Source organism: Pseudonocardia sp. NPDC049154 (genome assembly GCF_040648315.1).
Taxonomy (GTDB): Bacteria; Actinomycetota; Actinomycetes; order Mycobacteriales; family Pseudonocardiaceae; genus Pseudonocardia.
On record NZ_JBEZDN010000128.1, the window covers coordinates 1 to 22,651 of the forward strand.

Annotated in this window: 25 protein-coding genes; 13 read left to right on the top strand and 12 right to left on the bottom strand. The window is 74.4% G+C overall.

Features of this window, described 5'->3' with window-relative positions; all coding sequences use genetic code 11:
• Positions 1-172: 172 nt before the first annotated feature.
• The 4 genes from AB0B41_RS35935 to aroA all read right to left on the bottom strand — a co-directional run bounded on the left by AB0B41_RS35935 (position 173) and on the right by aroA (position 4,876).
• Complete coding sequence (locus AB0B41_RS35935) at positions 173-1,591, bottom strand: serine/threonine-protein kinase (protein WP_358211423.1); 1,419 nt, start codon at positions 1,589-1,591, stop codon at positions 173-175.
• Positions 1,592-1,673: 82 nt separating this feature from the next.
• Entirely contained in the window at positions 1,674-2,513 is an 840-nt protein-coding gene (locus tag AB0B41_RS35940) for a hypothetical protein (protein WP_358211425.1), read from the bottom strand.
• Between the two features lie 36 nt (positions 2,514-2,549).
• On the bottom strand, positions 2,550-3,575 hold the full coding sequence (gene rsgA, locus AB0B41_RS35945; RefSeq protein ID WP_358211426.1) for a ribosome small subunit-dependent GTPase A: 1,026 nt from the start codon (positions 3,573-3,575) through the stop codon (positions 2,550-2,552).
• Positions 3,572-4,876, bottom strand: a complete 1,305-nt coding sequence (gene aroA, locus AB0B41_RS35950; RefSeq protein ID WP_358211428.1) for a 3-phosphoshikimate 1-carboxyvinyltransferase — start codon at positions 4,874-4,876, stop codon at positions 3,572-3,574. Before aroA ends, rsgA begins: the two co-directional genes overlap by 4 nt.
• 90 nt (positions 4,877-4,966) lie before the next feature.
• Here aroA and AB0B41_RS35955 point away from each other — a divergent pair, with 90 nt between their 5' ends.
• Positions 4,967-5,779 (top strand): SOS response-associated peptidase, encoded by an 813-nt coding sequence (locus AB0B41_RS35955; RefSeq protein WP_358211430.1) that lies wholly within the window; start codon positions 4,967-4,969, stop codon positions 5,777-5,779.
• Positions 5,776-6,426, top strand: coding sequence for an alpha/beta family hydrolase (locus AB0B41_RS35960; RefSeq protein ID WP_358211431.1), 651 nt, complete (start codon positions 5,776-5,778; stop codon positions 6,424-6,426). The genes AB0B41_RS35955 and AB0B41_RS35960 overlap by 4 nt, the downstream gene beginning before the upstream one ends.
• A gap of 34 nt (positions 6,427-6,460) precedes the next feature.
• On the opposite strand, the gene ybaK is transcribed toward AB0B41_RS35960, so the two are convergent.
• Entirely contained in the window at positions 6,461-6,940 is a 480-nt protein-coding gene (gene ybaK / locus AB0B41_RS35965; protein WP_358211433.1) for a Cys-tRNA(Pro) deacylase, read from the bottom strand.
• 200 nt (positions 6,941-7,140) lie between these two features.
• Here ybaK and AB0B41_RS35970 point away from each other — a divergent pair, with 200 nt between their 5' ends.
• From AB0B41_RS35970 to AB0B41_RS35980, 3 genes are all read left to right on the top strand, one after another.
• A complete protein-coding gene (locus AB0B41_RS35970; RefSeq protein WP_358211435.1) occupies positions 7,141-7,824 on the top strand; it encodes a sigma-70 family RNA polymerase sigma factor in 684 nt (227 codons plus the stop codon).
• Positions 7,821-8,156 carry a mycothiol system anti-sigma-R factor gene (gene rsrA, locus AB0B41_RS35975; RefSeq protein ID WP_358211437.1) on the top strand — a complete coding sequence of 112 codons (336 nt, stop codon included), beginning with the start codon at positions 7,821-7,823 and terminating at the stop codon, positions 8,154-8,156. The genes AB0B41_RS35970 and rsrA overlap by 4 nt, the downstream gene beginning before the upstream one ends.
• A gap of 209 nt (positions 8,157-8,365) precedes the next feature.
• On the top strand, positions 8,366-9,865 hold the full coding sequence (locus AB0B41_RS35980; RefSeq protein WP_358211438.1) for a histidine kinase N-terminal domain-containing protein: 1,500 nt from the start codon (positions 8,366-8,368) through the stop codon (positions 9,863-9,865).
• A 231-nt stretch (positions 9,866-10,096) separates the two neighbouring features.
• On the opposite strand, the gene AB0B41_RS35985 is transcribed toward AB0B41_RS35980, so the two are convergent.
• Positions 10,097-10,348, bottom strand: coding sequence for a WhiB family transcriptional regulator (locus AB0B41_RS35985; RefSeq protein WP_037051753.1), 252 nt, complete (start codon positions 10,346-10,348; stop codon positions 10,097-10,099).
• A 437-nt stretch (positions 10,349-10,785) separates the two neighbouring features.
• On the bottom strand, positions 10,786-11,736 hold the full coding sequence (locus tag AB0B41_RS35990) for a diacylglycerol kinase family protein (protein WP_358211440.1): 951 nt from the start codon (positions 11,734-11,736) through the stop codon (positions 10,786-10,788).
• Positions 11,737-11,771: 35 nt separating this feature from the next.
• Here AB0B41_RS35990 and AB0B41_RS35995 point away from each other — a divergent pair, with 35 nt between their 5' ends.
• Positions 11,772-12,209 carry a hypothetical protein gene (locus AB0B41_RS35995; RefSeq protein ID WP_358211442.1) on the top strand — a complete coding sequence of 146 codons (438 nt, stop codon included), beginning with the start codon at positions 11,772-11,774 and terminating at the stop codon, positions 12,207-12,209.
• Here AB0B41_RS35995 and AB0B41_RS36000 read toward each other — a convergent pair.
• A complete protein-coding gene (locus AB0B41_RS36000) occupies positions 12,195-12,683 on the bottom strand; it encodes a GNAT family N-acetyltransferase (protein ID WP_358211444.1) in 489 nt (162 codons plus the stop codon). The genes AB0B41_RS35995 and AB0B41_RS36000 overlap by 15 nt on opposite strands.
• A 110-nt stretch (positions 12,684-12,793) precedes the next feature.
• Here AB0B41_RS36000 and AB0B41_RS36005 point away from each other — a divergent pair, with 110 nt between their 5' ends.
• Complete coding sequence (locus tag AB0B41_RS36005) at positions 12,794-13,306, top strand: L,D-transpeptidase (RefSeq protein WP_358211446.1); 513 nt, start codon at positions 12,794-12,796, stop codon at positions 13,304-13,306.
• Positions 13,307-13,442: 136 nt separating this feature from the next.
• Here AB0B41_RS36005 and AB0B41_RS36010 read toward each other — a convergent pair whose 3' ends face one another.
• On the bottom strand, positions 13,443-14,030 hold the full coding sequence (locus AB0B41_RS36010; RefSeq protein WP_358211448.1) for an acid phosphatase: 588 nt from the start codon (positions 14,028-14,030) through the stop codon (positions 13,443-13,445).
• A 207-nt stretch (positions 14,031-14,237) separates the two neighbouring features.
• Here AB0B41_RS36010 and AB0B41_RS36015 point away from each other — a divergent pair, with 207 nt between their 5' ends.
• The 4 genes from AB0B41_RS36015 (at position 14,238) to AB0B41_RS36030 (ending at position 16,934) form a co-directional block, all read left to right on the top strand.
• Positions 14,238-14,777: a hypothetical protein gene (locus AB0B41_RS36015; protein WP_358211450.1), complete on the top strand. Its 540-nt coding sequence runs from the start codon at positions 14,238-14,240 to the stop codon at positions 14,775-14,777.
• 116 nt (positions 14,778-14,893) lie between these two features.
• Positions 14,894-16,051, top strand: coding sequence for a globin domain-containing protein (locus AB0B41_RS36020; RefSeq protein ID WP_358211452.1), 1,158 nt, complete (start codon positions 14,894-14,896; stop codon positions 16,049-16,051).
• Between the two features lie 69 nt (positions 16,052-16,120).
• Positions 16,121-16,474, top strand: a complete 354-nt coding sequence (locus AB0B41_RS36025) for a metalloregulator ArsR/SmtB family transcription factor (RefSeq protein ID WP_358211454.1) — start codon at positions 16,121-16,123, stop codon at positions 16,472-16,474.
• A complete protein-coding gene (locus AB0B41_RS36030) occupies positions 16,452-16,934 on the top strand; it encodes an SRPBCC family protein (RefSeq protein WP_358211456.1) in 483 nt (160 codons plus the stop codon). The genes AB0B41_RS36025 and AB0B41_RS36030 overlap by 23 nt, the downstream gene beginning before the upstream one ends.
• Here the strand turns inward: AB0B41_RS36030 and AB0B41_RS36035 are convergent.
• Both AB0B41_RS36035 and AB0B41_RS36040 read right to left on the bottom strand, forming a co-directional pair.
• Positions 16,931-17,779, bottom strand: a complete 849-nt coding sequence (locus AB0B41_RS36035; protein WP_358211458.1) for an SDR family NAD(P)-dependent oxidoreductase — start codon at positions 17,777-17,779, stop codon at positions 16,931-16,933. The genes AB0B41_RS36030 and AB0B41_RS36035 overlap by 4 nt on opposite strands.
• A complete protein-coding gene (locus AB0B41_RS36040; RefSeq protein ID WP_358211460.1) occupies positions 17,779-19,230 on the bottom strand; it encodes an NAD(P)/FAD-dependent oxidoreductase in 1,452 nt (483 codons plus the stop codon). The genes AB0B41_RS36035 and AB0B41_RS36040 overlap by 1 nt, the downstream gene beginning before the upstream one ends.
• Positions 19,231-19,326: 96 nt before the next feature.
• On the opposite strand from AB0B41_RS36040, the gene AB0B41_RS36045 reads away from it, so the two are divergent.
• Entirely contained in the window at positions 19,327-20,355 is a 1,029-nt protein-coding gene (locus AB0B41_RS36045) for an AraC family transcriptional regulator ligand-binding domain-containing protein (protein ID WP_358211462.1), read from the top strand.
• A 39-nt stretch (positions 20,356-20,394) separates the two neighbouring features.
• Here the strand turns inward: AB0B41_RS36045 and AB0B41_RS36050 are convergent, their stop codons facing one another.
• Complete coding sequence (locus tag AB0B41_RS36050) at positions 20,395-20,793, bottom strand: hypothetical protein (RefSeq protein ID WP_358211464.1); 399 nt, start codon at positions 20,791-20,793, stop codon at positions 20,395-20,397.
• 120 nt (positions 20,794-20,913) lie between these two features.
• On the opposite strand from AB0B41_RS36050, the gene AB0B41_RS36055 reads away from it, so the two are divergent.
• A complete protein-coding gene (locus AB0B41_RS36055; protein ID WP_358211466.1) occupies positions 20,914-22,578 on the top strand; it encodes a CocE/NonD family hydrolase in 1,665 nt (554 codons plus the stop codon).
• Positions 22,579-22,651 lie beyond the last annotated feature (73 nt).

The window sequence follows — 22,651 nt, forward strand, 5'->3', positions numbered from 1 at the left end:
TCTGGCGGTCATGCTCCTGATCAGGCCAGCTACTCCGGCCGGGGGCCGGTGCCGACAACGGCGGCGGGCAAGTCCCGCGCAAGGCACCCGAAGGGCCAGTCAGAAGAAGGGCCACGCCGCCGCTGTCACGCACCAACCCACCATCACCGGGCCGGCTACGCCATCCTCACAGTCAGAAGAGCTGGTAGGCGGTGCGGGAGAGGCCGAAGCCGTGCCCGCTCGCCCCGACCCGGCACTCGACGCCCGTCTGCCGGCTGGTGCAGGTGACGTCGCCGACCTGCAGCGATCTCCCGTAGTCGAGCACCGGGCCGGTGCCGAACACGGTGTCGGAGTGGCACACGAAGTCGGCGCGGTCCGTACCCGTGATCTGCAGCGAGTCGCCCCACACACCCTCGCACCCGGCCGGCCGGTCCGGCACGGTCGTCGGGTCCCACTCGGCCTGCGCGATGTCGCAGCGCACCGAGTTGGGCTGCAGGTAGCAGGCGATGTTGCCGCTCGGGCTGCTGAACCCCGCGGGCTCGGCGGAGACCCGGACGTCGGGCGGCGCCGTGGCCGTGGCCGGAAGGGCGCTCGTGGGGAGTGCGCCGCCGGGGATCGGGGCCGGCGGGGCGGCGGTCGGCCCGGCCCCGCCCCCACCCTCCCGCAGCGCGACCACCCCGACCACCCCGACCACAGCGAGGACCGCAGCGATCGCGCCGATCGTCACCGGCACCCTCCAGCGCGGCGCCCGCGCGACCGGGCGCGGCGGCGTCGGCTCCAGCACGGCGGGCAGCCAGCCGCCCGTCGGCCGGTCCTGGGGTCCCGAGGAAAGGGCGGCGCGGATCCGGTCGACGTCCGGTCGTCGGGCGGGGTCGCGGTCCAGACACGCCCGGACCAGCCCGAGCACCGGCTCGGGGATCCCCGCGAGGTCCGGCTCGCCGTGGACCGTGCGGTAGAGCAGGGCGTTGACGTCGCCGGTGCCGAAGGGCGCGCGGCCGGTCGCCGCGTAGGCGAGGACCCCGCCGAGGGCGAAGACGTCGCCGGCGGGTTCGGAGCGGGCGTGCGTGATCTGCTCCGGCGCGATGAACCCCGGCGAGCCGACGACGGCGCCGGTGCGGGTCAGCACGGTCGCGTCGGCAGCCCGGGCGATCCCGAAGTCGATCACCTTCGGCCCGTCGGCGTCGAGCAGGACGTTGCCCGGCTTGAGGTCGCGGTGCACGATGCCGGCGGCGTGGATCGCGGCGAGCGCGTCGGCCAGCCCGATGCCGAGCAGCCGGACCTGTTCGACGGGCATCGGCCCGTGGATCCCGACGGCCTCGCGCAACGACGGCGCCGGCACGTACTCGGTGGCCATCCACGGCGGGTCCGCGTCGGCGTCGGCCCCGAGCAACGCGGCCGTGTAGGGGCTGCGGACGCGGGTCGCGGCCTCGATCTCGTGCCCGAACCGGGCGCGGAACTCCGGGTCGCCGGCCAGGTCCGACCGGACGACCTTCACCGCCGCCTGCACGCCGCCCCGACGTCCGAGGTAGACCCGGCCCATTCCGCCCTCGCCGAGCAGGCGCGTGATCGTGAAGCCGCCGATGCTGCGCGGATCGAGGCGGGAGCCGGGCACGGGCCCAGTCAACCGCATCCGATCACGCACCCATCCATCAGGCGCCGTCCGATCAGGCGCCGTCCGATCAGGCGCAGTCCGATCAGGCGGTGGCCCCGGGGGAGGCGATCGCCACGGGCGCGCCCCAGTCGCGGTAGTCCGAGGTCAGGGCCAGGGTCCCGATGCCCGGCATGGTCTGGCGCGTCTCGCTGCGCAGGGGCCGGTTCGCCGCGTCGATCCACAGCGTGGAGGAGATCCGGGTGACGCCGGCGGCGGCCTGGGCCCGCAGCGCGTCCCGCACCTCCGGATCCTGCTCCAGCTCCGCGGCACGGACCAGGTCGACGACGACCAGGTACCGGACCGTCGGGACCCCGTCGACCGTGTCGTCCGCGGCGTCGGCGACCAGCGCGGCGTCCCGGTAGCGGCTCAGGTGGGCGGTGGGATCGGCGCCCGCGACGACGTTGGCCGCGGTGGTCGCCAGGATCTTCTCCGGCGTGCCGGTGGCCGCCTCGTCGACCCGGGTCCACGCGGCGCCGTCCTGGCGCCACACCTGCCCGCCGTGCAGCACCACGAACGCCGTGCTCTGCGGGTCGCGCCCGGACGGGCTCAGGGTCTGGGTGAACTGGGCGGAGATCCCGCCGCCCTGCTCGACGCGCAGCGCGCCGTCCCCGCCCAGCGTGGTCGGGCCGCCGTCCGCGGCGTCGACGTGGCCGGACAGGCGCAGGTGGGCCGTGCGGTCCGCGTGCTGGCGCTGGGTGACGACCGTGAGCAGGTCCGCGGCCGAGTAGTACTTGGGCAGGCCCTGCGCCTGGCCGGCGTCCTCGGAGTTGCCGCGGGCGCAGGAGACCACCCCCACCAGCACCACGAGGACCGCGATCGCCGCGAGCACCAGGGCGAGCGGATCGCGGACCGGCCCCGCTGCCGAGGCTCTCCCGTGCGGCACCTCGCGCCTCCTCCACGGCAAGGGAAGGCCCCGAGGTTATCGGTCCGCTGTGAGTGCGCCGGGCGGCGCGGCCCGCAGTGCGACGAGCACACGGCGCAGAGCGGCGAGCCGCCCCGGACGCAGTGCGCCCTCGGCCGCCAGCGCGTCGAGCGCGCACTCCGGGTCGGCGGGCGGCCCGAGGTGGCCGCAGCCGCGCGGGCAGTCCTCGACGGCGGCGGCGAGGTCGTCGAAGGCGGCGATGACGTCGTCGGGCGTCACGTGCGCGAGCCCGAAGGACCGCACGCCGGGGGTGTCGACCACCCAGCCGCGCCCCGCGGGCAGCGGGAGGGCCAGCGCCGCGGTGGTGGTGTGCCGGCCCTTGCCGACGCCCGAGACCCGGCCGGTGCGTTGCTCGGCGTCCGGGAGCAGCGCGTTGACCAGGGTGGACTTGCCGACGCCGGAGTGCCCGACGAGTGCGGACACCCGCTCCTCGAGCAGCTCGGCCAAGGCGGTCGGGAACTCCCCGCGCCGCGTCACGACGACCGGGAACTCCAGCTCCGCGTAGTGCGCGGCGAAGGGCGCCGGGTCGGCGAGGTCGGCCTTCGTCAGGCAGAGCACCGGCTCCAGCCCGCCCGCGTAGGCCGCCACGAGGCAGCGGTCCACGAAGCCGGTGCGCGGCTCCGGCTCGGCCAGGGACGTCACGATCACGAGCCGGTCGGCGTTGGCCACGACCAGGCGTTCGTAGGGATCGGTGTCGTCCGCGGTGCGGCGCAGGACGGTCCGCCGCTCCTCGACCCGCACGATCCGCGCGAGGGTGTCCGGCGCGCCCGACAGGTCCCCGACCAGCCCCACCCGGTCCCCGACGACGATCGGCGTGCGGCCGAGCTCCCGGGCGCGCATGGCCGTGACCGGCGGCCGGTCGGCGTCGCCGCCCGGGGCGCAGGTCCAGCGGCCCCGGTCGACCGCGACGACCATCGACTCCTCGGCGTCGGCGTGGTCCGGGCGGCGCTTGGTGCGCGGGCGGGAGCCGCGGCCCGGGCGGACCCGGACGTCGGACTCGTCGTACTGGCGCGGCCGGCTCACGCGACCAGAGCGGCCCAGCGCCCGGGGAAGTCCGGGATGGTCTTGTCGGTGCAGGTCACGTCGTCGATCCGGACCCCGGGGACGACGAGCCCGACGATCGCCCCGGCCGTCGCCATCCGGTGGTCGGCGTAGGCGCCCCAGGGCCGTTCGCCTGCGGTGAGCCGGGCGGGCCGGATCTCCAGGCCGTCCTCGGTCTCGGTGACCGCCCCGCCGAGTGCGGCGAGCTCGGTCCGCAGCGCCGCCAGCCGGTCCGTCTCATGACCGCGGATGTGGGCGACGCCGCGGATCACGCTGGGGCCCTCGGCCAGCGCGGCCAGGGCGGCGACGGTGGGGGTGAGCTCGGAGGCGTCGTGCAGGTCGACGTCGACGCCCTGCAGCCGGCTTGGGCCGGCGACGGTCATGCCCGCCTCCGACGCCGTGACGGTGGCGCCCATCCGCTCCAGCACCCCGAGGATCTCCGCGCCGGGCTGGGTGGACCCGGCGGGCCAGCCCGCGACCGTCACCTCCCCGCCGGTGACCGCGGCCGCGGCGAGGAAGACCGACGCGTTGGAGAGGTCGGGCTCCACGGCCCAGGTCCGCGCGGTGATCGGGCCGGGCTCGACGCGCCAGGTGTTCGGCTCCGCATCCTCGACGGCCACGCCCGCCTCGCGCAGCATCGCCACGGTCATGTCGATGTGCGGCAGGCTCGGCACCGGCTTGCCGTCGTGGTGCACGGTCACGCCCTTGTCGAACCGGGCGCCGGAGAGCAGCAGGCCGGACACGAACTGGCTCGACGCCGAGGCGTCGATCGTCACCGCGCCGCCCGGCAGCCCGCCCGCGCCGTGCAGGACGAAGGGGAGGCGGTCGCCGTCGATCACCGCGCCGAGGGCACGCAGGGCGTCGAGGACGGTGCCCATGGGCCGCTCGCGGGCGTGCGGGTCGCCGTCGAAGACCACGGCGCCGTCGGCCAGCGTCGCGGCGGGCGGGACGAACCGCATCACGGTGCCGGCCAGGCCGCAGTCGACCGCGCCGCCGCCGACGAGGCTGCCCCCGTCGAGCGTGACCGTCTCGCCGTCGACGTGGACCCCGACCCCCAGCGACCGGAGCGCGCCGCACATCAGCGCGGAGTCCCGGGTGGCGGGCACGCCGTGCACCACCGACCGGCCCTGCGCGAGCCCGGACAGCAGCAGCGCGCGGTTGGTGACGGACTTCGAGCCGGGGACGGACACCGTCCCGCGCACGGGTCCGCTCGCCGCCGGCGCGGCGTAGGCGCCGGTCGGAGCGGTGGAGGAGGCACTGGACGGGGCACTGGACGGGGCCACGACCCCATGATTCCGCATGGCGCCGGCGGCGGGACGCGACCCCGAGATCGTGTCCGCCGGAGTGTCGGTGGGACGTGCCACGATGGGGGCATGTGCGGGAGGTACGCCTCGACCAAGGCGCCGACGGACCTGGCGGAGGAGTTCACCGCCGTCGACGCCGTCACGGAGAAGGCCGGCGAGGACCGGCGGCCGGACTACAACGTCGCGCCCACGCGGGACGTGATCGCGGTGGTCCAGCGCCACCCGCGGGATGCGGACGGCAACCCCGACCCGGACACCACCGAGCGCAGCCTGCGGCTCGTGCGCTGGGGGCTGGTGCCGTCGTGGGCGAAGGACCCGTCCGCGGGCGCGCGCATGATCAACGCGCGCAGCGAGACGGCCGCCGAGAAGCCGGCGTTCCGCCGCGCCCTCGCCGCGCGCCGCTGCCTGCTCCCGGCCGACGGCTGGTACGAGTGGCAGCGCCGGGCCGCCACCAAGGACCACAAGGCGAGCAAGCAGCCGTACTTCACGCACTACAAGGACGGCCGGTCGCTCGCGATGGCCGGGCTCTGGGAGTTCTGGCGGCCCAAGGAGGGCGAGCTCCTCGAGAAGTTCCCGGAGGGCCTGGTCACCTGCACGGTGCTGACCACCGAGGCGGTCGGCCCGCTCGCCCAGGTGCACGACCGGATGCCGCTCGTCCTGCCGCCCGCGGCGTGGGACGCGTGGCTCGACCCGGACTCGGACGCGCAGGCGGACGCGGTGAAGCGCTGGCTCGCCCCGCCGTCGACCGACCTGGTGGGCAAGCTCGACATCGTGCCGGTGTCGGACAAGGTCAACAGCGTGAGGAACAACGGCAAGGAGCTGCTCGAGCCGCTCGACCCGTCGCAGGTCGAGGAGCCGATCCAGCTGGACCTGCTCGGGTGACGAACCTCCGGCCCGCGGAGGTCACCGAGATCCCCACGCCGCACGGTCCCGCCCGCGTGCACGTGCGGCTCACGCCGGCGACCCCGCGCGGGGCGCTGCTCATGGGGCACGGGGCCGGGGGCGGGGTCGACGCGCCGGACCTGCGCGCCGCCGCCCGCGCCGCGCTCGACACCGGCCTCCACGTCGTGCTCGTCGAACAGCCGTACCGGGTCGCGGGCCGCCGCGCCCCCGCCCCGGCGACGCAGCTCGACGCCGCCTGGGAGGCGGTGGTGGGGGTGCTCCGGGGCACCGGCGGCACAGGTGGCGAGGGAGCCGGGCTGCTCGCCGGGCTGCCGCTGCTGTTCGGGGGCCGCAGCTCGGGTGCGCGGGTGGCGTGCCGGTGTGCCGCCACGGGCGGGGCGATCGGGATCGTGTGCCTCGCCTTCCCGGTGCACCCGCCGGGCAGGCCGGAGAAGCACCGGATGGCCGAGATCGACGGCGTCACGGTGCCCGTGCTGGTGGTGCAGGGGGAGTCGGACCCCTTCGGCCGCCCCGAGCCCACCGTCACCCGCGAGGTCGTGCTGCTGCCCGGCGACCACTCGTTGAAGAAGGACGTGCCGGCGGTCGAGAAGGCCGTGGCGGACTGGCTGTCCCGCCACCTCCCGTAGCGGCTGTGACAAGGCGCCGCGGGGCGTCGCCCGCCTACCCCCGCGCCGCGATCGGGGCGGTGCGGGCGTCGACCACCGCGATCAGGTCGCCCGGCGCCAGCTCCACCTCCAGCCCCCGCCGCCCCCCGCTGCAGAAGACCGTCTCCCAGTCGGCGGCGGAGGCGTCGACCACCACCGGCAGCCGCTTCTTCTGCCCGAGCGGCGAGATCCCGCCGGCGACGTACCCGGTGGCGCGCTCGGCCGCGGCGACCTCGGCCATGCGCGCCTTCTTCCCGCCGACGGCGGCGGCGAGGGCCTTGAGGTCGAGGGTGGCGTCGACCGGCACGACCCCGACGGTGAGGTTCCCGTCGACCTCGGCGACGAGCGTCTTGAACACCCGCCCGGCCTCGAGCCCGAGGGCGTCGACGGCCTCCTGCCCGTAGGCGGCGCCGCCCGCGTGTTCGTACGAGTGCAGTGTGTAACCGATCTTCTTCCTGGTCAGTAGCGCCGTCGCCGGGGTGCCCCGCCCTGCCACTCGTCCCGCCCTCCTCACCGGACCGGCCGGGAATCGGTGTCCGGCCGGAGGTGTTGAGACCGTACGTGACCTCAGCACTGATGGACGCCCCGGTCGCGGCCCGACCGGCTCGGCCGCGCCCGTCACGTCGCGGGCGCGTACGCTCGACCCCCGCAGGCTCACGGACGATCGTGGAGACGGTCGCGGGGGAGAGGAGCGCGGTGCCGGACGAGACGGCGGCCGAGACGGAGCAGGACCCTGGACGGGATCCGGAGCGGGCGGACGAGAACACCGACTCGCTCGACCGGGCCCCGGAGGAGACCGAGGCCGAACGCGCGACCCGCTTCGAGCGCGACGCGATGCCGATGCTCGACCAGCTCTACGGCGCCGCCCTGCGGATGACCCGCAACCCGGCGGACGCCGAGGACCTGGTCCAGGAGACCTACCTCAAGGCGTACTCGGCGTTCCGGACGTTCCGCGAGGGCACGAACCTCAAGGCGTGGCTGTACCGGATCCTGACGAACACCTACATCAACGGGTACCGCAAGCGGCAGCGTCAGCCGATCCAGTCGCCCACGGACGAGATCACGGACTGGCAGCTCGCCCAGGCCGGTGAGCACTCGTCGACGGGGCTGCGCTCGGCCGAGGTCGAGGCGCTGGACAATCTGCCCGATTCGGACGTCAAGGAAGCCCTGCAGCGGCTTCCGGAGGACTTCCGGATGGCGGTATACCTGGCCGACGTCGAAGGGTTCGCCTACAAGGAGATCGCCGAGATCATGGGGACGCCGATCGGCACCGTGATGTCCCGCCTGCACCGCGGGCGCCGGCAGCTCCGCGACATGCTCACCGACACGGCTCGGGAGCGCGGCTTCATCCGGGGGGAGCAGGAGGTGACGAGCTCATGAGCTGCGGCAACCACCACGACACCGACTGCTCCGAGGTGCTCGCCGAGGTGTGGCTCTACCTCGACGGCGAGTGCGACCAGGAGCGCAAGCGCCAGCTCGTGCAGCACCTCGACGAGTGCGCCCCGTGCCTGCAGGAGTACGGGATCGACGAGAAGCTCAAGCAGCTCCTCGCCCGCAAGTGCAGCGGCGAGATCGCGCCGGACGGGCTGAAGGACCGGCTGCGCCGCCAGATCCGCACCGCGGTGCTGGAGCAGGCCGAGGTGAGCGTCGAGTCGGGGCCCCACGGCACGACCGTCGAGGTCCGCACGACCCGGGTCGAACGCCGCGCCTGACCGACCACACACGAACGGCCCCTCTGCTCCGGACGGAGCGGAGGGGCCGTTCGTGCGTCAGGGGCAGGGCCTCAGGTGTTGGGCCGCTTGCCGTGGTTCGCGCCGCCCTTCTTGCGGTCGCGACGCTTGCGCGCGCGCTTCGACATGCTCGTCCCTCCTTCACAAGTGCTTAGGACTGGGCCCAGTGTCCCACGTGATTGGATGAGCCCGTGTCGACCCTGAGCGAACTGCTGGCCGAGCACACGAGCCTCCCCGGGGACGCCGTCGAACACCTGCAGCGGGTCGTCGCCGAGTGGCAGCTGCTCGCGGACATGTCGTTCGCGGACTTCCTGCTCTGGATCCCCCTGCCGCAGGACGCCGACGTCGAGATGGCGGGCGGCCCGGAGGAGTTCCTCTGCGTGGCCCAGGCCCGTCCCACCACGGCCCCCACGGCCCACCCGGAGGACGCCGTGGGCGCCCGGGTGAACCCGCTGGACAACCCGCAGCTGCGCCGGGCCGTCGTCGAGGGACGGATCTGCCGCGAGGAGGAGCCGCGCTGGCACCTGGAGGTGCCGGTGCGCCGGGAGACGATCCCGGTACGCCACCACGGGCGTGTCATCGCCGTGCTGTCCCGCGACACCAACCTCGCCATGCCACGGGTGCCGAGCCCGCTCGAGATCGCCTACCTCGGCAGCGCGTCGGACCTCTGCCAGATGATCGCGGACGGCACCTTCCCCACGACGGCGGCCGCGGCCGGCGCCGACACGAGCCCGCGGGCGGGCGACGGGCTGATCCGGCTCGACGCGCACGGCCTCGTGGCCTACGCCAGCCCCAACGCCCTGTCGGCCTACCACCGCATGGGGCACGACACGGACCTCGTGGGCGTGCCGCTGGCGTCGCTCACGAAGAGCCTGACCCGGGACCCGTTCGACGCCAGCGAGGTCGCCGCGCGCATCCAGGCGGCCCTCGACGGCCGGACCTCGCTGCGCATGGAGATCCGCACCCGGGGCGCCACGATGCTGGTGCGGTCGCTGCCGCTGCGCCCACGTGGCGATGCCGCCGGCGCGCTGGTGCTGGTCCGCGACATCACCGACCTGCGGCGCCGCGACCAGGCGCTGCTGAGCAAGGACGCGACGATCCGGGAGATCCACCACCGGGTCAAGAACAACCTGCAGACGGTCGCGGCGCTGCTGCGGTTGCAGGCCCGGCGCACCCAGATCCCGGAGGCCCGCCGGGCGCTCGCCGAGAGCGTGCGCCGGGTGACCTCGATCGCGCTGGTGCACGAGGCGCTGGCCTTCTCGGTGGCCGAGATGGTGGACCTGGACGAGCTGGTGGACACCGTGCTGCCGGCGATCGGCGACGGCGCCACGGCCGAGGTGCGGGCCAAGGTGCGCCGGGAGGGCTCGCTGGGCACCCTGGGCTCGGCGCTGGCGACCCCGCTGGTCCTGGTGCTGACCGAGCTGGTGCACAACGCGCTGGCGCACGCCTACGAACCGGGCCAGGCGGGCGAGGTCGTGGTGAAGGCCAACCGTTCGGCGCACACCCTGGAGCTGATCATCGCCGACGACGGCCGGGGCATGCCGGACGGCTTCGACATCGACCGCGCGGACGGCCTGGGCCTGCAGATCGTGCGCACGCTGCTCGCCGAGCTCGACTCGAAACTGGCCCTGCGGCCTCGCGACGGCGGCGGAACCGAGGCCCTTATCACGGTGCCGATGACGGCGCGATAGCCTTGCAGCGTGATCGCCGATCCCGGTGCCGAGGTCGCGCCGGTGCCGTGCTCGACGGTCACGGGTTCGCGGGGCGTGCGGTGACATTCCCCCGGACCGACGAAGAGCGGGCCCGTCGCCGGTGGCGTCCGGCTTCGGGCCCGCTCTTCCGAATCTTGTGAGGGAGCTTCCGGGGTGAGGGTGGGGATAACCCTCGGGGCAGTTCTTCGGTTGCTGCTGTTCTTCGGTCTCTCAGGCAGTGCGCGCACGGGTACGGGCGTTGCGGCGCTTGAGGGCGCGACGCTCGTCCTCGCTCATGCCGCCCCAGACACCCGCGTCCTGGCCACTCTCGAGGGCCCAGGCCAGGCACTCGGTGACCACCGGGCACCGGCGGCAGACGCTCTTCGCCTCGGCGATCTGCAGGAGGGCCGGGCCGCTCGTCCCCACGGGGAAGAAGAGCTCCGGGTCCTCGTCGCGGCAGATAGCGCGGTGACGCCAATCCATGATCGTTCTACTCCTCGTACTTCGCGATCGGGGTCGCGCCGATCGCACGTCGGTCTGTCACGGTGTTTCCGCGCTTGTGAATGATTTCACGAGCGCCGTCGCTCTTCAAGGGACAAGGTCCGGGCGGGTGAGGAGCCTCACCCACACTTCGCAACGAAGCCCGACACGTTCGGTTACTGCATCGATCCGTGCCGCACGCCGCCGCAAAGTGCGATCGACAGTGTCCCTGCCCAACGGGAGCCGGGTTACCCCGATTCCCGCGGACCATGCCGGGTGACCCCGGCGCAGTCCCTCGCTTTCGCAGGACCTACCTTGGATCACGGTCCGCGCAGGTGCGAGCCCCTAGCTGCTCGGTGGTCGCCGAGCAGCGGTGAATGGCCACCACGTGTCACTCGACCGGGTCACGACACCGCCCGAACTGCGACGAGGGGCGCCTCTCACACGACGACGCGTAACGCTCCGGGCACGGAAACGAACTCGACGTCCGTCCTCGAGCCCAGGTGGTCGCCGTCCAGCTGGAGGGCGAGCGGCTCCGCGCTGCGGATCCGTACAGAGGGAACGGCGTCCTGGCGCACGATGTTCCGCCCGTGGGGATCCCCGTCCGGGGACAGGATGTGGCGCAACGTGCGTCCGATCGTGGGCAGCCCCAGATGGCGCAGTGCGAAGAGGGCGAGCCCCGTGCCGAACGTGGCGCCCGGGTTGGTGCGGACCGCGCGGCCCGCCAGGAAGGTCCACGGGTCGGTGTTGCTCACGAACGCCAGCCGGATCTCCTCCAGCGGGCCGGCCCCCGGCACCTCCACCGTCATCGACGGCGGCCGGCGCCGCTGGCGCAGGTACTCCCCGATGGCGGTGTTGGCGTAGCGGATCGGGGTGGCCTCCCGCCCGGCCGCGCGGGCGCGCTCCACCGCGGCGACCACGTCCGCGTCCCAGCCCATCCCGGCGTTGAACGTGAACCACCGGTCGTCCGCCCGGCCGAGCCCGACCAGGCGGCTGCTGCGCCGCTCCAGGGCCGCCAGGATCGCCCCGGTGGCCTCCACGGGGTCGCGGGGCATGCCGAGGGCCCGGGCGAAGACGTTGGCCGAGCCGCCGGGCACCACGGCCAGCGCGGGGGCGTCGGGGTCGCGGCCGTCGGGCGCCCGCGGGCCGGTGGCCTCGCGGTCGACCAGCATGCCGTTGACGACCTCGTTGACCGTGCCGTCGCCGCCGAGCGCCACGATCAGCTCGACGCCCGCGGCGCAGGCCGCCGCCGTCGCCTCGGCCGCGTGCCCGCGGTAGGCGGTCTCCAGGACGTCCAGCTTGAGCTCGCTCGCCAGGGCGTGGGTCAGGACGTCCCGCCCCGCCGGGGTCGTCGACGTCGCCCGGGGGTTGACGACGAGGAGCGCGCGCACGCTCTGAGCGTAACCGGGCCCGTATCCTCGTCGTCGTGACCTCCGAGCCGATTCAGCAGCCGGGCGGGAAGGCGGGCCGCCCCGCCCCGGACGCCCCGCCCGTCCAGGTGCGCGCGGCGGCCGCCGTCGTCGGGCTGGAGGGGCTCGTCGGGCTCGGTGCGGCCGTCGTCTTCGGGGTCGCCTCCGAGGGCGGCCTGGGCGACCGGATCGGCGAGGCCTCGTACTTCGTGCTGCTCGGCGGCGCGCTCCTGCTGTGCGCGGTCCTGCTCTGGCGCGGGAGGCACGGGGCCCGCACGCCGTCGATCGTGGCCCAGCTGCTGCTGGTCCCGTTCGTCTACTCGCAGCTTGCCGAGGGCCGGCTCGCGATCGGGATCGTGGCCCTGCTGCTCGTCGTGGGCACGTTCCTGCTGCTGGTCAGCGAACCCGCGCGGCGCTGGTCGATGGGGGCCGACGAGCGCTCACGCGCCGAGTGAGGCCAGCGGCTCCCCGGTGAGCCGGAAGGTCGTCCACTCGTCCATCGACACCGCACCGATGGACCGGTAGAAGCCGATCGAGGGCTCGTTCCAGTCGAGCACGGACCACTCCAGCCGCGCGTAGCCCCGCTCCACACAGGTCGCGGCCAGGGCGGCGAGCAGCTCCCGGCCCAGCCCGGAGCCGCGGTGCGCGGGCTGCACGTAGAGGTCCTCGAGGTAGATCCCGTGCACGCCCTCCCACGTGGAGAAGTTCAGGAACCACAGCGCGCAGCCGACGACCGTCCCGTCGACCTCGGCGACGTGCCCGAACAGCGCCGGTGCCGCGCCGAACAGCGCGGTCCGCAGCTGCTCCGGGGTCAGCAGGCACTGGTCGAGGGCCTTCTCGTACTCGGCGAGCTCGCGCACCAGCCCGACCACCGCCTCGACGTCGCCCGGTTCGACCCGCCGGACCCGATTCGTCCACCGCTCCGTCACGTCTGCACGATATCTGCTGCTCACTGGCGGAATCTTCCCCGGCGAACGGAGCAACCTCCCCTGCCCCCGCTCGTCATACGTGTGGGGGTAGGAACACCGAGGAGTGACGAGTGGGTAGACACAGAGTGACGCGGGCCACAGCCGGGAGGCTCCGCGGCGCGGCGGTGACGGCGGCCGTCGTCGGCCTCGGCTCACTCGTGGCCGCCCCCGCGCAGGCCGCACCCGCCCAGAGCGCACCCCGCGGCGACACCGACACCGCCGCCACGGTGGCCGGCACCCCCTGCACCGCCACCGCGCACGCCTGCGTCGACCTCGCGACACACCGCGCCTGGCTGCTCGACGGCGGCAAGGTCGCCCGCGGGCCCGTACGGATGATGCCGGGCGACGCCACCGACCCCACCCCGGTCGGCACCTTCCACGTGCAGTGGAAGGACCAGAACCACGTCAGCGACATGCCCAACCACGCGCCCATGCCGTTCTCGGTGTTCTTCGCCGACGGCGGGGTGGCCTTCCACGAGGGCAGCCTGCAGAGCTCGTCGTACGGCTGCGTGCACCTCGCCCACGACGACGCCGTCGCCTTCTTCAACACCCTGCAGGTCGGGGACGAGGTGCAGGTGCACTGAGTCCGCACTGAGTCCGCACCGGGTCCGCACCGGGTCCGCACCGGGTCCGCACCGGGTCCGCACCGGGTCCGCACCGGGTCCGCACCGGGTGGGGCCTCGCGGCGGTGCCGCGCAGCGGAGCGACGGGAGGGCCGGGCTACGGGATCCGGAGGTTGACGGCGTCGAGGCGCGGGACCCCGCGCTCGTCGCCGAGGATCGTCCAGGCGGCCGCGTCCATCGCGATGTGCACGCCGCCCTCGGGCGGCAGACCGATCCAGCGCGCGGTGAGCACCCTGCTGAAGTGCCCGTGCCCGACGAGCACGACGTCACCCCGGGGGAGGAGCTCACGGACGTCGGTGAGGAGGGCATCGGCCCGCGCGCCGACCTGGGTGGCCGTCTCGCCGTGGGGGCAGGGGTGGGTCCAGACCGTCCAGCCGGGCACGTCCTCGCGGATCTGCGGCGTCGTGCGGCCCTCGCAGTCGCCGTAGTCCCACTCGGAGAGCCGCTCGTCGACCGCGTCGGGCTGCAGGCCGGCGAGCTTCGCGGTCTCCTGGGCGCGGCTGCGCGGGCTGGTGATCACCCGCACCGGTGGCGGGTCGCCGCGGCGCAGCGCCTCCAGCGTCGGGCCGGCCTGCGTGGCCAGCTCGCGGCCGCGGTCGGTCAGCGGGATGTCGGTCCGGCCCGTGTGCCGGCCCGTGGCGGACCACTCGGTCTCGCCGTGCCGGAGGAGGAAGACGCGTCCCACGCGCCGGAGGCTAGACCGGTCGGCGGCCGACGTGCAGGACTTCCGTCCCGACCTCGTCGCGGACGCTGTCCCGAGCCACCACCGCGGGGTATGATCCGAACACTGACCGTGAGCGAGGGGTGCGCGATGGCCGGAGGGGCGCTCGACCGCGCGACGGTTCGCGTTCTCCAGGCCGGATGCCGCTGGATGTGGGGTTTCGCGCCCCGGATGATCCCGCACATCGTCGCGCGGATGGGCGCGGGCGGGGCCGTCCGCTGGTTCGCCGCGAACATGCCGCGCTACCTGGTCTCGATGCGGGTCCTCGGCCACCAGCGCACGCATCTGGCCGGCATGGTCATCTCGCTCTACAACGGCTGCCTCTACTGCGCCTACGCGCACGGCTACTCCCTCGAGCTGCTCTACCTGCGCGACCGGGACCGGCTGTTCCCGCTCGACGCGCGGACCCTGGAGGGCTGGATCGGGCTGCCGCCGCGGCTGCTCGCCGACCGGGTGCAGGACGTGCTGCGCGCGGCCGGGATGCAGGCCGAGGCCATGTGGGTGGACACCACGATCGGCCTGCTGCACGGCGACCAGCAGCCCGTCGACGGCGAGGAGATGCGGCTCGCGCACCTGGTCCGCATGTTCGGGACCATGAACCGGATCGCCGTCGAGGCGGGCTGCACCGAGCCCGACGAGGCGCAGAACCCGGTCAACAAGGACCGCGCCGTCAAGGAGCGCAACGCCGCCCTTCGCCGCGCCCACGTCTGACCGCACGCCGGGCGCGGTCCGAGCGCGGTCCGCCGCCGGACAGGGCAGGCCGGGCTCACCCGTTCCGCGGCGGCGGCTACGCTTCCGCCCGTGGTGGCGGCTCCCCGGTCCCGGCGATGACGACGGAGAGTCGCGCCCTGCCCGGCTCCCTCGCGCCCTACCTGGAGCGCGCCCGCCGCAGTGCCGCGGAGTTCGAGCTCGACGTCGACGACTTCGTCCCGCGCTTCTACCGCACGCTCTTCGGCTACGCCCCCGGCCTGCGCGGGCTGTTCCCCCTGTCGATGACCACGCAGTACGCGCGGTTCGGCCGCGCGCTGGTGCACCTGATCGACGGGCTCGACGACCCGGCGTCGCTCGTGCCGTTCCTGGCCCAGCTCGGCCGGGACCACCGGAAGTTCGACGTTCGGGACGAGCACTACACCGTCGTCGGGCAGGCCTTCCTCGCCGCGCTCGCCGAGACCGCCGGCGAGGCCTGGACGCCCGAGGTCGCCGAGGCCTGGGAGTACACCTTCGCGTTCCTCGCCGGGACGATGCAGAAGGCGGCGCGGGCGGAGGCGGGTCCTGCCTGGTGGCCCGGCGTGGTCGTCGAGCACCAGCGGGTCGACCGGGACACGGCGGTCCTGTGGGTGCAGGTCGAGGGCGAGGACGGGCCCGTGCCGTACCGCGCCGGGCAGTACGTCGGCGTGGAGACCCCGCAGCACCCGCGGCTGTGGCGCTACCTCTCCCCGGCGAACGCCCCCGATCCCGCGGGCGTGCTGGAGTTCCACGTCAAGGCGCTGGGCTACGGCAGCGTGAGCCGCGGGATCGTGGCCTCCGCCCGGCCCGGGGACCGCTGGCGGATCGGCCCGGCGATGGGCGCGCTGGACCGCGCCGTCCGCCCGGGCCGCGAGCTGCTGATGATCGGCGGCGGCACCGGCATCACCCCGGTCCGTGCCCTGCTCGAGCAGCTCGAACGCGACGGCGGGCGCCCCGAGCGGGTCGTCGTCTTCTACGGGGCGCGGTCGTGGGACGCCCTGTACGCGCTCGACGAGCTGCGCCGGATGACCTACCGCAACGCCTGGCTGGACGTCGTCCCCGTCGTCGAGGAGCAGCCGCCGTACCCCGGCCCGCAGGTGGGCCGGCTCGCCGACGTCGTCACCGGGTTCGGGTCGTGGGGCGACTGCGAGATCGTGGTCAGCGGGTCGCCGGCCATGCTGACCGCCACCGTGCGGGCGCTGCGGGTCGCCGGTGCGGCGCCCGAGCAGATCCACTACGACCCGTTCGTCGCCGACTGAACCTCCTGGCCTCCAGGTCGTCGTCGCCGAGGGCTTGACGTATTCCTATATGGGAATACGATAGGAGGCGTGGCACGGGCGGCGACCACCACCGACGCGTTCAACGCGGTGGCCGAACCGCGGCGCAGGCAGATCCTCGACGTGCTCGCCCGGGGCGAGCGGTCGGTGACGGACCTCGTCGCGGCACTGGACCTCGCCCAGCCGCAGGTGTCGAAGCACCTGAAGGTGCTGCACGAGGTGGGGCTGGTGGCCGTCCGGGAGGACGGGCGGCGCCGGCTCTACCGGCTGGAGGGCCGCGGGCTCAAGCCGATCCACGACTGGGTGGCCGGTTTCGCGCGGCACTGGGAGGACCGGTTCGGCGCGCTGGACGCTGTGCTGGCGGAGATCACGGGGGAGACCGATGGGAACGACCACGAGGGGTAGCGCCGTCGTCACGCTGCCCGCCGACGACCAGATCCTGATCGTGCGCGAGTTCGCGGCGCCCGCCGCCGCCGTCTACCGCGCCTGGACCGAGCCCGAGCTGGTGAAGCGCTGGTGGGCGGGCTCGATGGGCACCGTGACGTCGGCCGAGATCGACCTGCGGGTCGGCGGCGGCTGGAGCTGGGTGATGGAGGCGAACGGCGGGTTCGAGGTCGCCTTCCACGGGGAGTACCGCGAGCTGGTGCCGGGCGAGCGGATCGTGACCACCGAGGTCTTCGAGGGCACGCCCGACGCCTACGCCGTCAACACCCTCGACTTCGCCGAGTCGGGCGGGCGCACCACGCTCACCATGCTGGTGCAGCACCAGAACAAGGAGCACCGCGACGCCCACGTCGAGTCGGGCATGGAGGGCGGGATGCAGACCTCGCTCGACGCCCTGGAAGACGTCGCGGTCTCGCTCTAGCGGCGGGCGAGCAGGGCCGTCAGCTTGTCGAGGACCGGGCCGTACGAGCCGGGCAGCAGGCGGGCCAGGAGATCGGGCACCTTGGCGCTGGAGGCGATGAGCACGCGGGTCCTCCGCTTCTCGACGCCGTCGAGGATCTCGCCGGCGGCCTTCTCCGGCGGGTAGCTCAGCAGCTTCGCGAACGCGGCCTGGTGCCGGGCGATCTCCGCCGGGTCGACGCCGGACCCGATCCGGGCGCTCGAGGCCACGTTGGTGCGGATCCCGCCGGGGTGGACCTGGGTCACGCCGGTGCCGGTCTCGACCAGCTCGTGCCGCAGCACCTCGGAGAACCCGCGGATCGCGAACTTGCTCGACGAGTACGCCGACTGCTCGGCCGGCCCGATCAGCCCGTACAGGCTGGAGACGTTGACCAGGTGCCCGCCCGGGGTCGCGGTCAGGGCGGGCAGCAGGTGGTGGGTGAGGATCACGGGCGCCCGGAAGTTGATGTCCATGACCCACTCGAACTCGTCGAGCGTGAGCTGGCGGAAGCGGCCGCCGAGGGCGACGCCGGCGTTGTTGACCAGCAGGCCGAGGCGTGGGTGGTCCGCGGCGATCCGCTCGGCGAGCGACGTCGTCGCGGCCCGGTCGGCGAGGTCGACGACGTGCGTCTCGACGGTCAGGTCCGGGTGTGCGCCGCGGATCTTGCCGGCCACGGCCTCGAGGCCGGCGGCATCCCGGTCGACGAGCACCAGGTCGCTGCCGCGGTCGGCGAGGCCGTAGGCGAGCTGTTCGCCGATCCCGCTCGCGGCCCCGGTGAGGACGGCGGTGTTGCCGGCGAAGCGGTAGGGCTGCGTCCTCGCGGGCATCAGGAGGCCTCCTGCAGGCTGCGGGCGGTCGCGGGGGTGAAGCGCATGTCGCGGGTGAGGTCGGCGCGGGACATCTTGAGCGCGTCGGCCACGTAGTTCTGCTGCACGCGCCACGGCTCGGTCGTGCCCTGGCTGGGGAAGGCGTCGATCGAGCGTTGCACGTAGCCGGAGGTCAGGTCGAGCAGCGGGCGACGCTCGGCCGAGGCGGGCGCGGTCGGGGCGGCCGCTGCGTAGCCGCGCTTCTCCATGTGGTTCAGCAGCCGGCAGACGTACCGCGACGACAGATCGGCCCGGAGGGTCCAGGAGGCGTTCGTGTAGCCGATGCAGTAGGCGAGGTTCGGCACCCCGGAGAGCATCAGGCCGCGGTAGGAGAACGTGTCGCCGAGCGTCACGGGCTCGCCGTCGACGCCGAGCTCGAGGCCGCCGAGGGGGAGCATGCGCAGCCCGGTCGCCGAGACCACGACGTCGGCCTCGAGTTCCTGCCCGGACCTCAGCAGGATCCCCTTCTCGGTGAACCGCTCGAGGTGGTCGGTCACCACGGACGCCGAGCCGTCCCGGACGGACCGGTAGAAGTCGCCGCCCGGCACCACGCAGAGGCGCTGGTCCCACGGCTCGTAGCGCGGCGTGAAGTGCTCGTCGACGGCCTGCTCGTCGAGGAACCGCAGGGCGATGCGGCGCAGGACCTTCTTCACGACCTCCGGGCGGCGCCGGGCCAGCTGGTAGAAGCCCTGCGTGACGGCGATGTTCTTCGCCCGGACGAGCTTGTGCGCGAGCCCGGCGGGCAGCCGGCGGCGCAGGGTGTCGGCGAGCTTGTCCTCGAGCGGCAGCGCGGTCAGGTAGGACGGCGAGCGCTGCAGCATCGTGACGTGCGCGGCCTTCTCCGCCATGGCCGGGACGAGGGTCACGGCGGTGGCGCCGCTGCCGATCACGACCACCCGCTTGCCCGTGTGGTCGAGGTCCTCGGGCCAGGCCTGCGGGTGCACGAAGGTGCCCGTGTAGTCCGCGAGGCCGGGGAAGTCCGGCTGGTGGCCGCTCTCGTAGGAGTAGTAGCCGGCGCAGAGGTAGAGGAACGTGCAGGTCCAGGTGCCACGGGAGGTCGTCACCGTCCACCGGGCGTCGTCCGACGACCAGGAGGCGCTCTGCACCGTGGTGCCGTAGTGGATGTGCCGGTCGATGCCGGCCTCGCGCGCGGTGTCGCGGATGTAGGCGCGGATGCTGTCGCCGTCGGCCATCGACTTCTCGCCGCGCCACGGCCGGAACGGGTAGCTGAGGGTGAACATGTCCGAGTCGGACCGCACGCCCGGGTAGCGGAACAGGTCCCAGGTGCCGCCCATGGCCTCGCGCTGCTCGAGGATCGCGTACCGGTCCCGCGGTCGCTCCTGCTGCAGCCGGTAGGCGGCGCCGATGCCGGAGAGGCCGGCGCCGACGATCAGCACGTCGGTCTCGTTCATGTCAGCTCCCCTTCGATGCTGGCGACCGGTCCAGTGTCGTCGCCCGGTCCGGGCCCGCGCTTATCCGTGCGCGACAATGATTTACCCTCACGCGACATGGGCCCCGTGGTGCGCGCCGCGTCGTTGCGCGGCCTCCCCGCGCTGGTCGACGCGCTGGGCGGTGACTCGGCCGCGCTGCTCGCCCGGTTCGGCGTGACCCGCGAGGCCGTGTCGAGCGACGACGCCGTGATCGGCGTGCGCAGCGCCGGGCTGCTCCTGGAGACCGCGGCGGCCGAGCTCGGGCGCCCGGACCTCGGCCTGCTGCTCGCCGAGCGGCAGGACGCGGGGGTGCTCGGCCCGCTCGCCGTCGCGATCGAGAACGCGCGGACCCTCGGCGAGGCCCTGGCCAGCGCGTCGCGGTTCCTCTTCGTGCACAGCCCGGCGCTGTCGATCGCGCAGGTCGCGGACCCCGAGGAGGTGCGCGGGGTGCTGGCGGTGCGCTACGGGGCGGCGGTCGACGGGACCGCCGAGCCCCTGCCGCTCCCGCCGCAGGCCGCGGACCTCGGGCTGGGGCTGTTGCACCGGATCATCCTGCTCCTGCACGGCGGACCGTACGGGCTGAGATCGGCGCACCTGGCCCATCCGCCACTCGTTCCGGTGACCCGCTACACCGACTTCTTCGGCGCCGACGTCCGGTTCGAGCGGCCCGCCGCCGTGCTGCGGCTGCCCGCGGCGCTCACCGCGGCCCCGGTGGCCGGGGGCGACCGGCTGCTGCGCACGCTCGCGCTGGACTACCTGGAGAGCCACTTCGCCGAGCCCGGGCAGACCGTGGCCGGACGGGTGCGGGGCGCGTTGGCCCGCTCGCTCGGGTCCGCCCCGCCGCAGGTCGGCGACGTCGCGCGGCTGCTGCGGCTGCACCCGCGCACCCTGCAGCGGCATCTCGCAGCCGAGGGCACCACCTTCGAGCGGGTGCTCGACGAGGCGCGCCGCGACGCCGCCCACCGCCTGATCACCACGACCGACCTGCCGTTCGCGCAGGTCACCGCGATGCTCGGCCTTGCGGCGCAGTCCGGGCTCACGCGGGCGGTGCGGCGGTGGTTCGGCACCACGCCCACCCGGCTCCGCGCAGGTCGGCGCGGATCGTGAGTGGCGACTGCCCCTCTAGGGGCAGTAGGCACTCACGGGTCAGTGGGACGCGAAGAAGGTGTTGGCGCGGGCGTTCCAGAGCAGCAGCAGGATCACGATCCCGACGAGGATGCTGACCAGCGCCTGGGTGACCGTCGAGCCGCTGCCGACGGCGCTGATCGCCGCGATGCCGCCCGCGATCTGCAGGACCACGAGGATCGAGACCAGCAGCCGGGCACCGTTGCCGCCGCGGCCGAGCCGGGACGCGACCGCGCCGGTGATCAGGCCGAGGATCACGTAGGCCACGCCGATCCCGACGAGCACACCGGGCGTGAGGCCCGCGGCGCCGGCGGTCACGCTTCCCGCCACGATCAGCAGCAGCCCACCCAGCACGGACAGCACCGCGGAGACCCAGGTGAGCACGACCACCAGGGTGACGCTGCCGGGCCGATCGCTCATGTCGCCGTCCTCGTCGTCGTCGCCGTCGATCGTCCGTCGGGAGATCCACGGTAGACCCGGCGCAGCCGGCGCCGCCCGGGCCGAACGGCCCGTCGGCGGAACGTGTCTAACCTCGGGGACGTGCACCCCCTGCTGCGCGCGGCCGGGTCCCTGGCCGACCGCGCCCTCGGCCTGACCTCCCCGCCCGTCCCGTACGACCGGACCCGGGTCGACGTCCCGATGCCCGACGGCACCGTGCTCGTCGGCACCCGGTACCGGCCCTCCCGCACCGACGGCCCGCTCCCGGTGGTGCTGATCCGGGTCCCGTACGACCCGCGCTCGGCCGGCATCGTGTTCGCGGCCCCGCTGGCCCGCCGCGGCTTCCAGGTCGTGCTGCAGAGCACCCGCGGCACGTTCGGGTCCGGCGGCCACTTCCGGCCCTTCACCAGCGAGCGCGAGGACGGCCTGGCCACCGTCGCGTGGCTGCGCGAGCAGCCCTGGTGCGACGGCCGGATCGCGACGACCGGCGGCAGCTATCTCGGCTACACGCAGTGGGCCGTCGCGCCCTACGCCGACCCGCCGCTCACCGCGATGTCCCCGCACATCACGGCTGCCCGGATGACCGACACGTTCTACGCACAGGGCGCCCCGGCACTGCTCAACGCGCTCGCGTGGACCGCCATGATCGGCACCCAGGAGCGGGGCGGGATCCCGCTGCTGCCGCACCCGATCCGGGCGGCGAAGCTGCGCCGGGCCCTGCGCCGGGTCCCGCTGCAGGCCGCCGACGTCGAGGTCGCCGGGGCTCCCGTGCCCTACTGGCGGGACTTCGTGGAGCACGCCGAGCCCGGCGACGGCTACTGGGACGCCACCTACGGCGAGTCGCCGGCGTTCGACCGCGCGGGCCCGGGCCCGCTCGCGGGCATGCCCCCGGTCAGCATGGTCACCGGGTGGTGGGACCTGTTCGTCGCGGAGCAGATGCGGGACTACCGGGCGCTGCGCGCGGCCGGCGTGCCGGCGCGGGTCGTCGTCGGGCCGTGGCTGCACGGGGCCCTCGAGGAGGTCCGGACCAGCCTGCGGACGGACGTCGCGTGGCTGGACCACCACCTGCGCGGCGGTCCCGAGCCCGAGGGTGCGCCGGTGCGGCTGTTCCTCCAGCAGGCCGACCAGTGGCTGGAGTTCGAGGAGTGGCCGCCGCCCGCGACCGCCCGGCAGGTCCACCTGCAGGCCGCGGGCCGGCTGGGGGAGGAGCCTGGCACGGGCGTGAGCACCTACGTCTACGACCCGGCGGACCCCACGCCCAGCGTCGGCGGACCGCTGCTGCAGCCGCCGGGCGAGCAGGTCGACCAGTCCCCGGTCGAGGCCCGTGCGGACGTGCTGGTGTTCACCGGGGACCCGCTGCCCGCCGATCTCGACGTGGTCGGGCCGGTCACGGCGGTCGTGCACGTCCGGCCGGAGCTGGACCACGCGGACGTCTTCGTCCGGGTCTGCGACGTCGACGAACGCGGCGTCTCCCGCAACGTCGTCGACGGCATCCGGCGGCTGGACCCGCGGACCGTGCCCGCCCCGGACGTCATGGCGGGGGAGGACGGCGTGCTCGCCGTCGAGATCGAGCTGTTCCCCACGGCGTACCGGTTCCGGGCCGGGCACCGGCTGCGGGTGCAGGTCGCCGGCGGCGCCTTCCCGCGGTTCGCCCGCAACGTCGGCACCGGCGAGCCCTTCGGCGTTGCGACCCGTGGCAAGCCCGGCGCCGTCGAGGTGCTGCACGACGCCGACCACCCGTCGCGGATCGTCCTGCCCGTCCTGTGAGTGGCGGGGGGGGGGGGGGGGGCCCCCCGCCCCCACCAAGGCCCGCCCCCGCCGGGGCGGCCCCCGCGCGGGC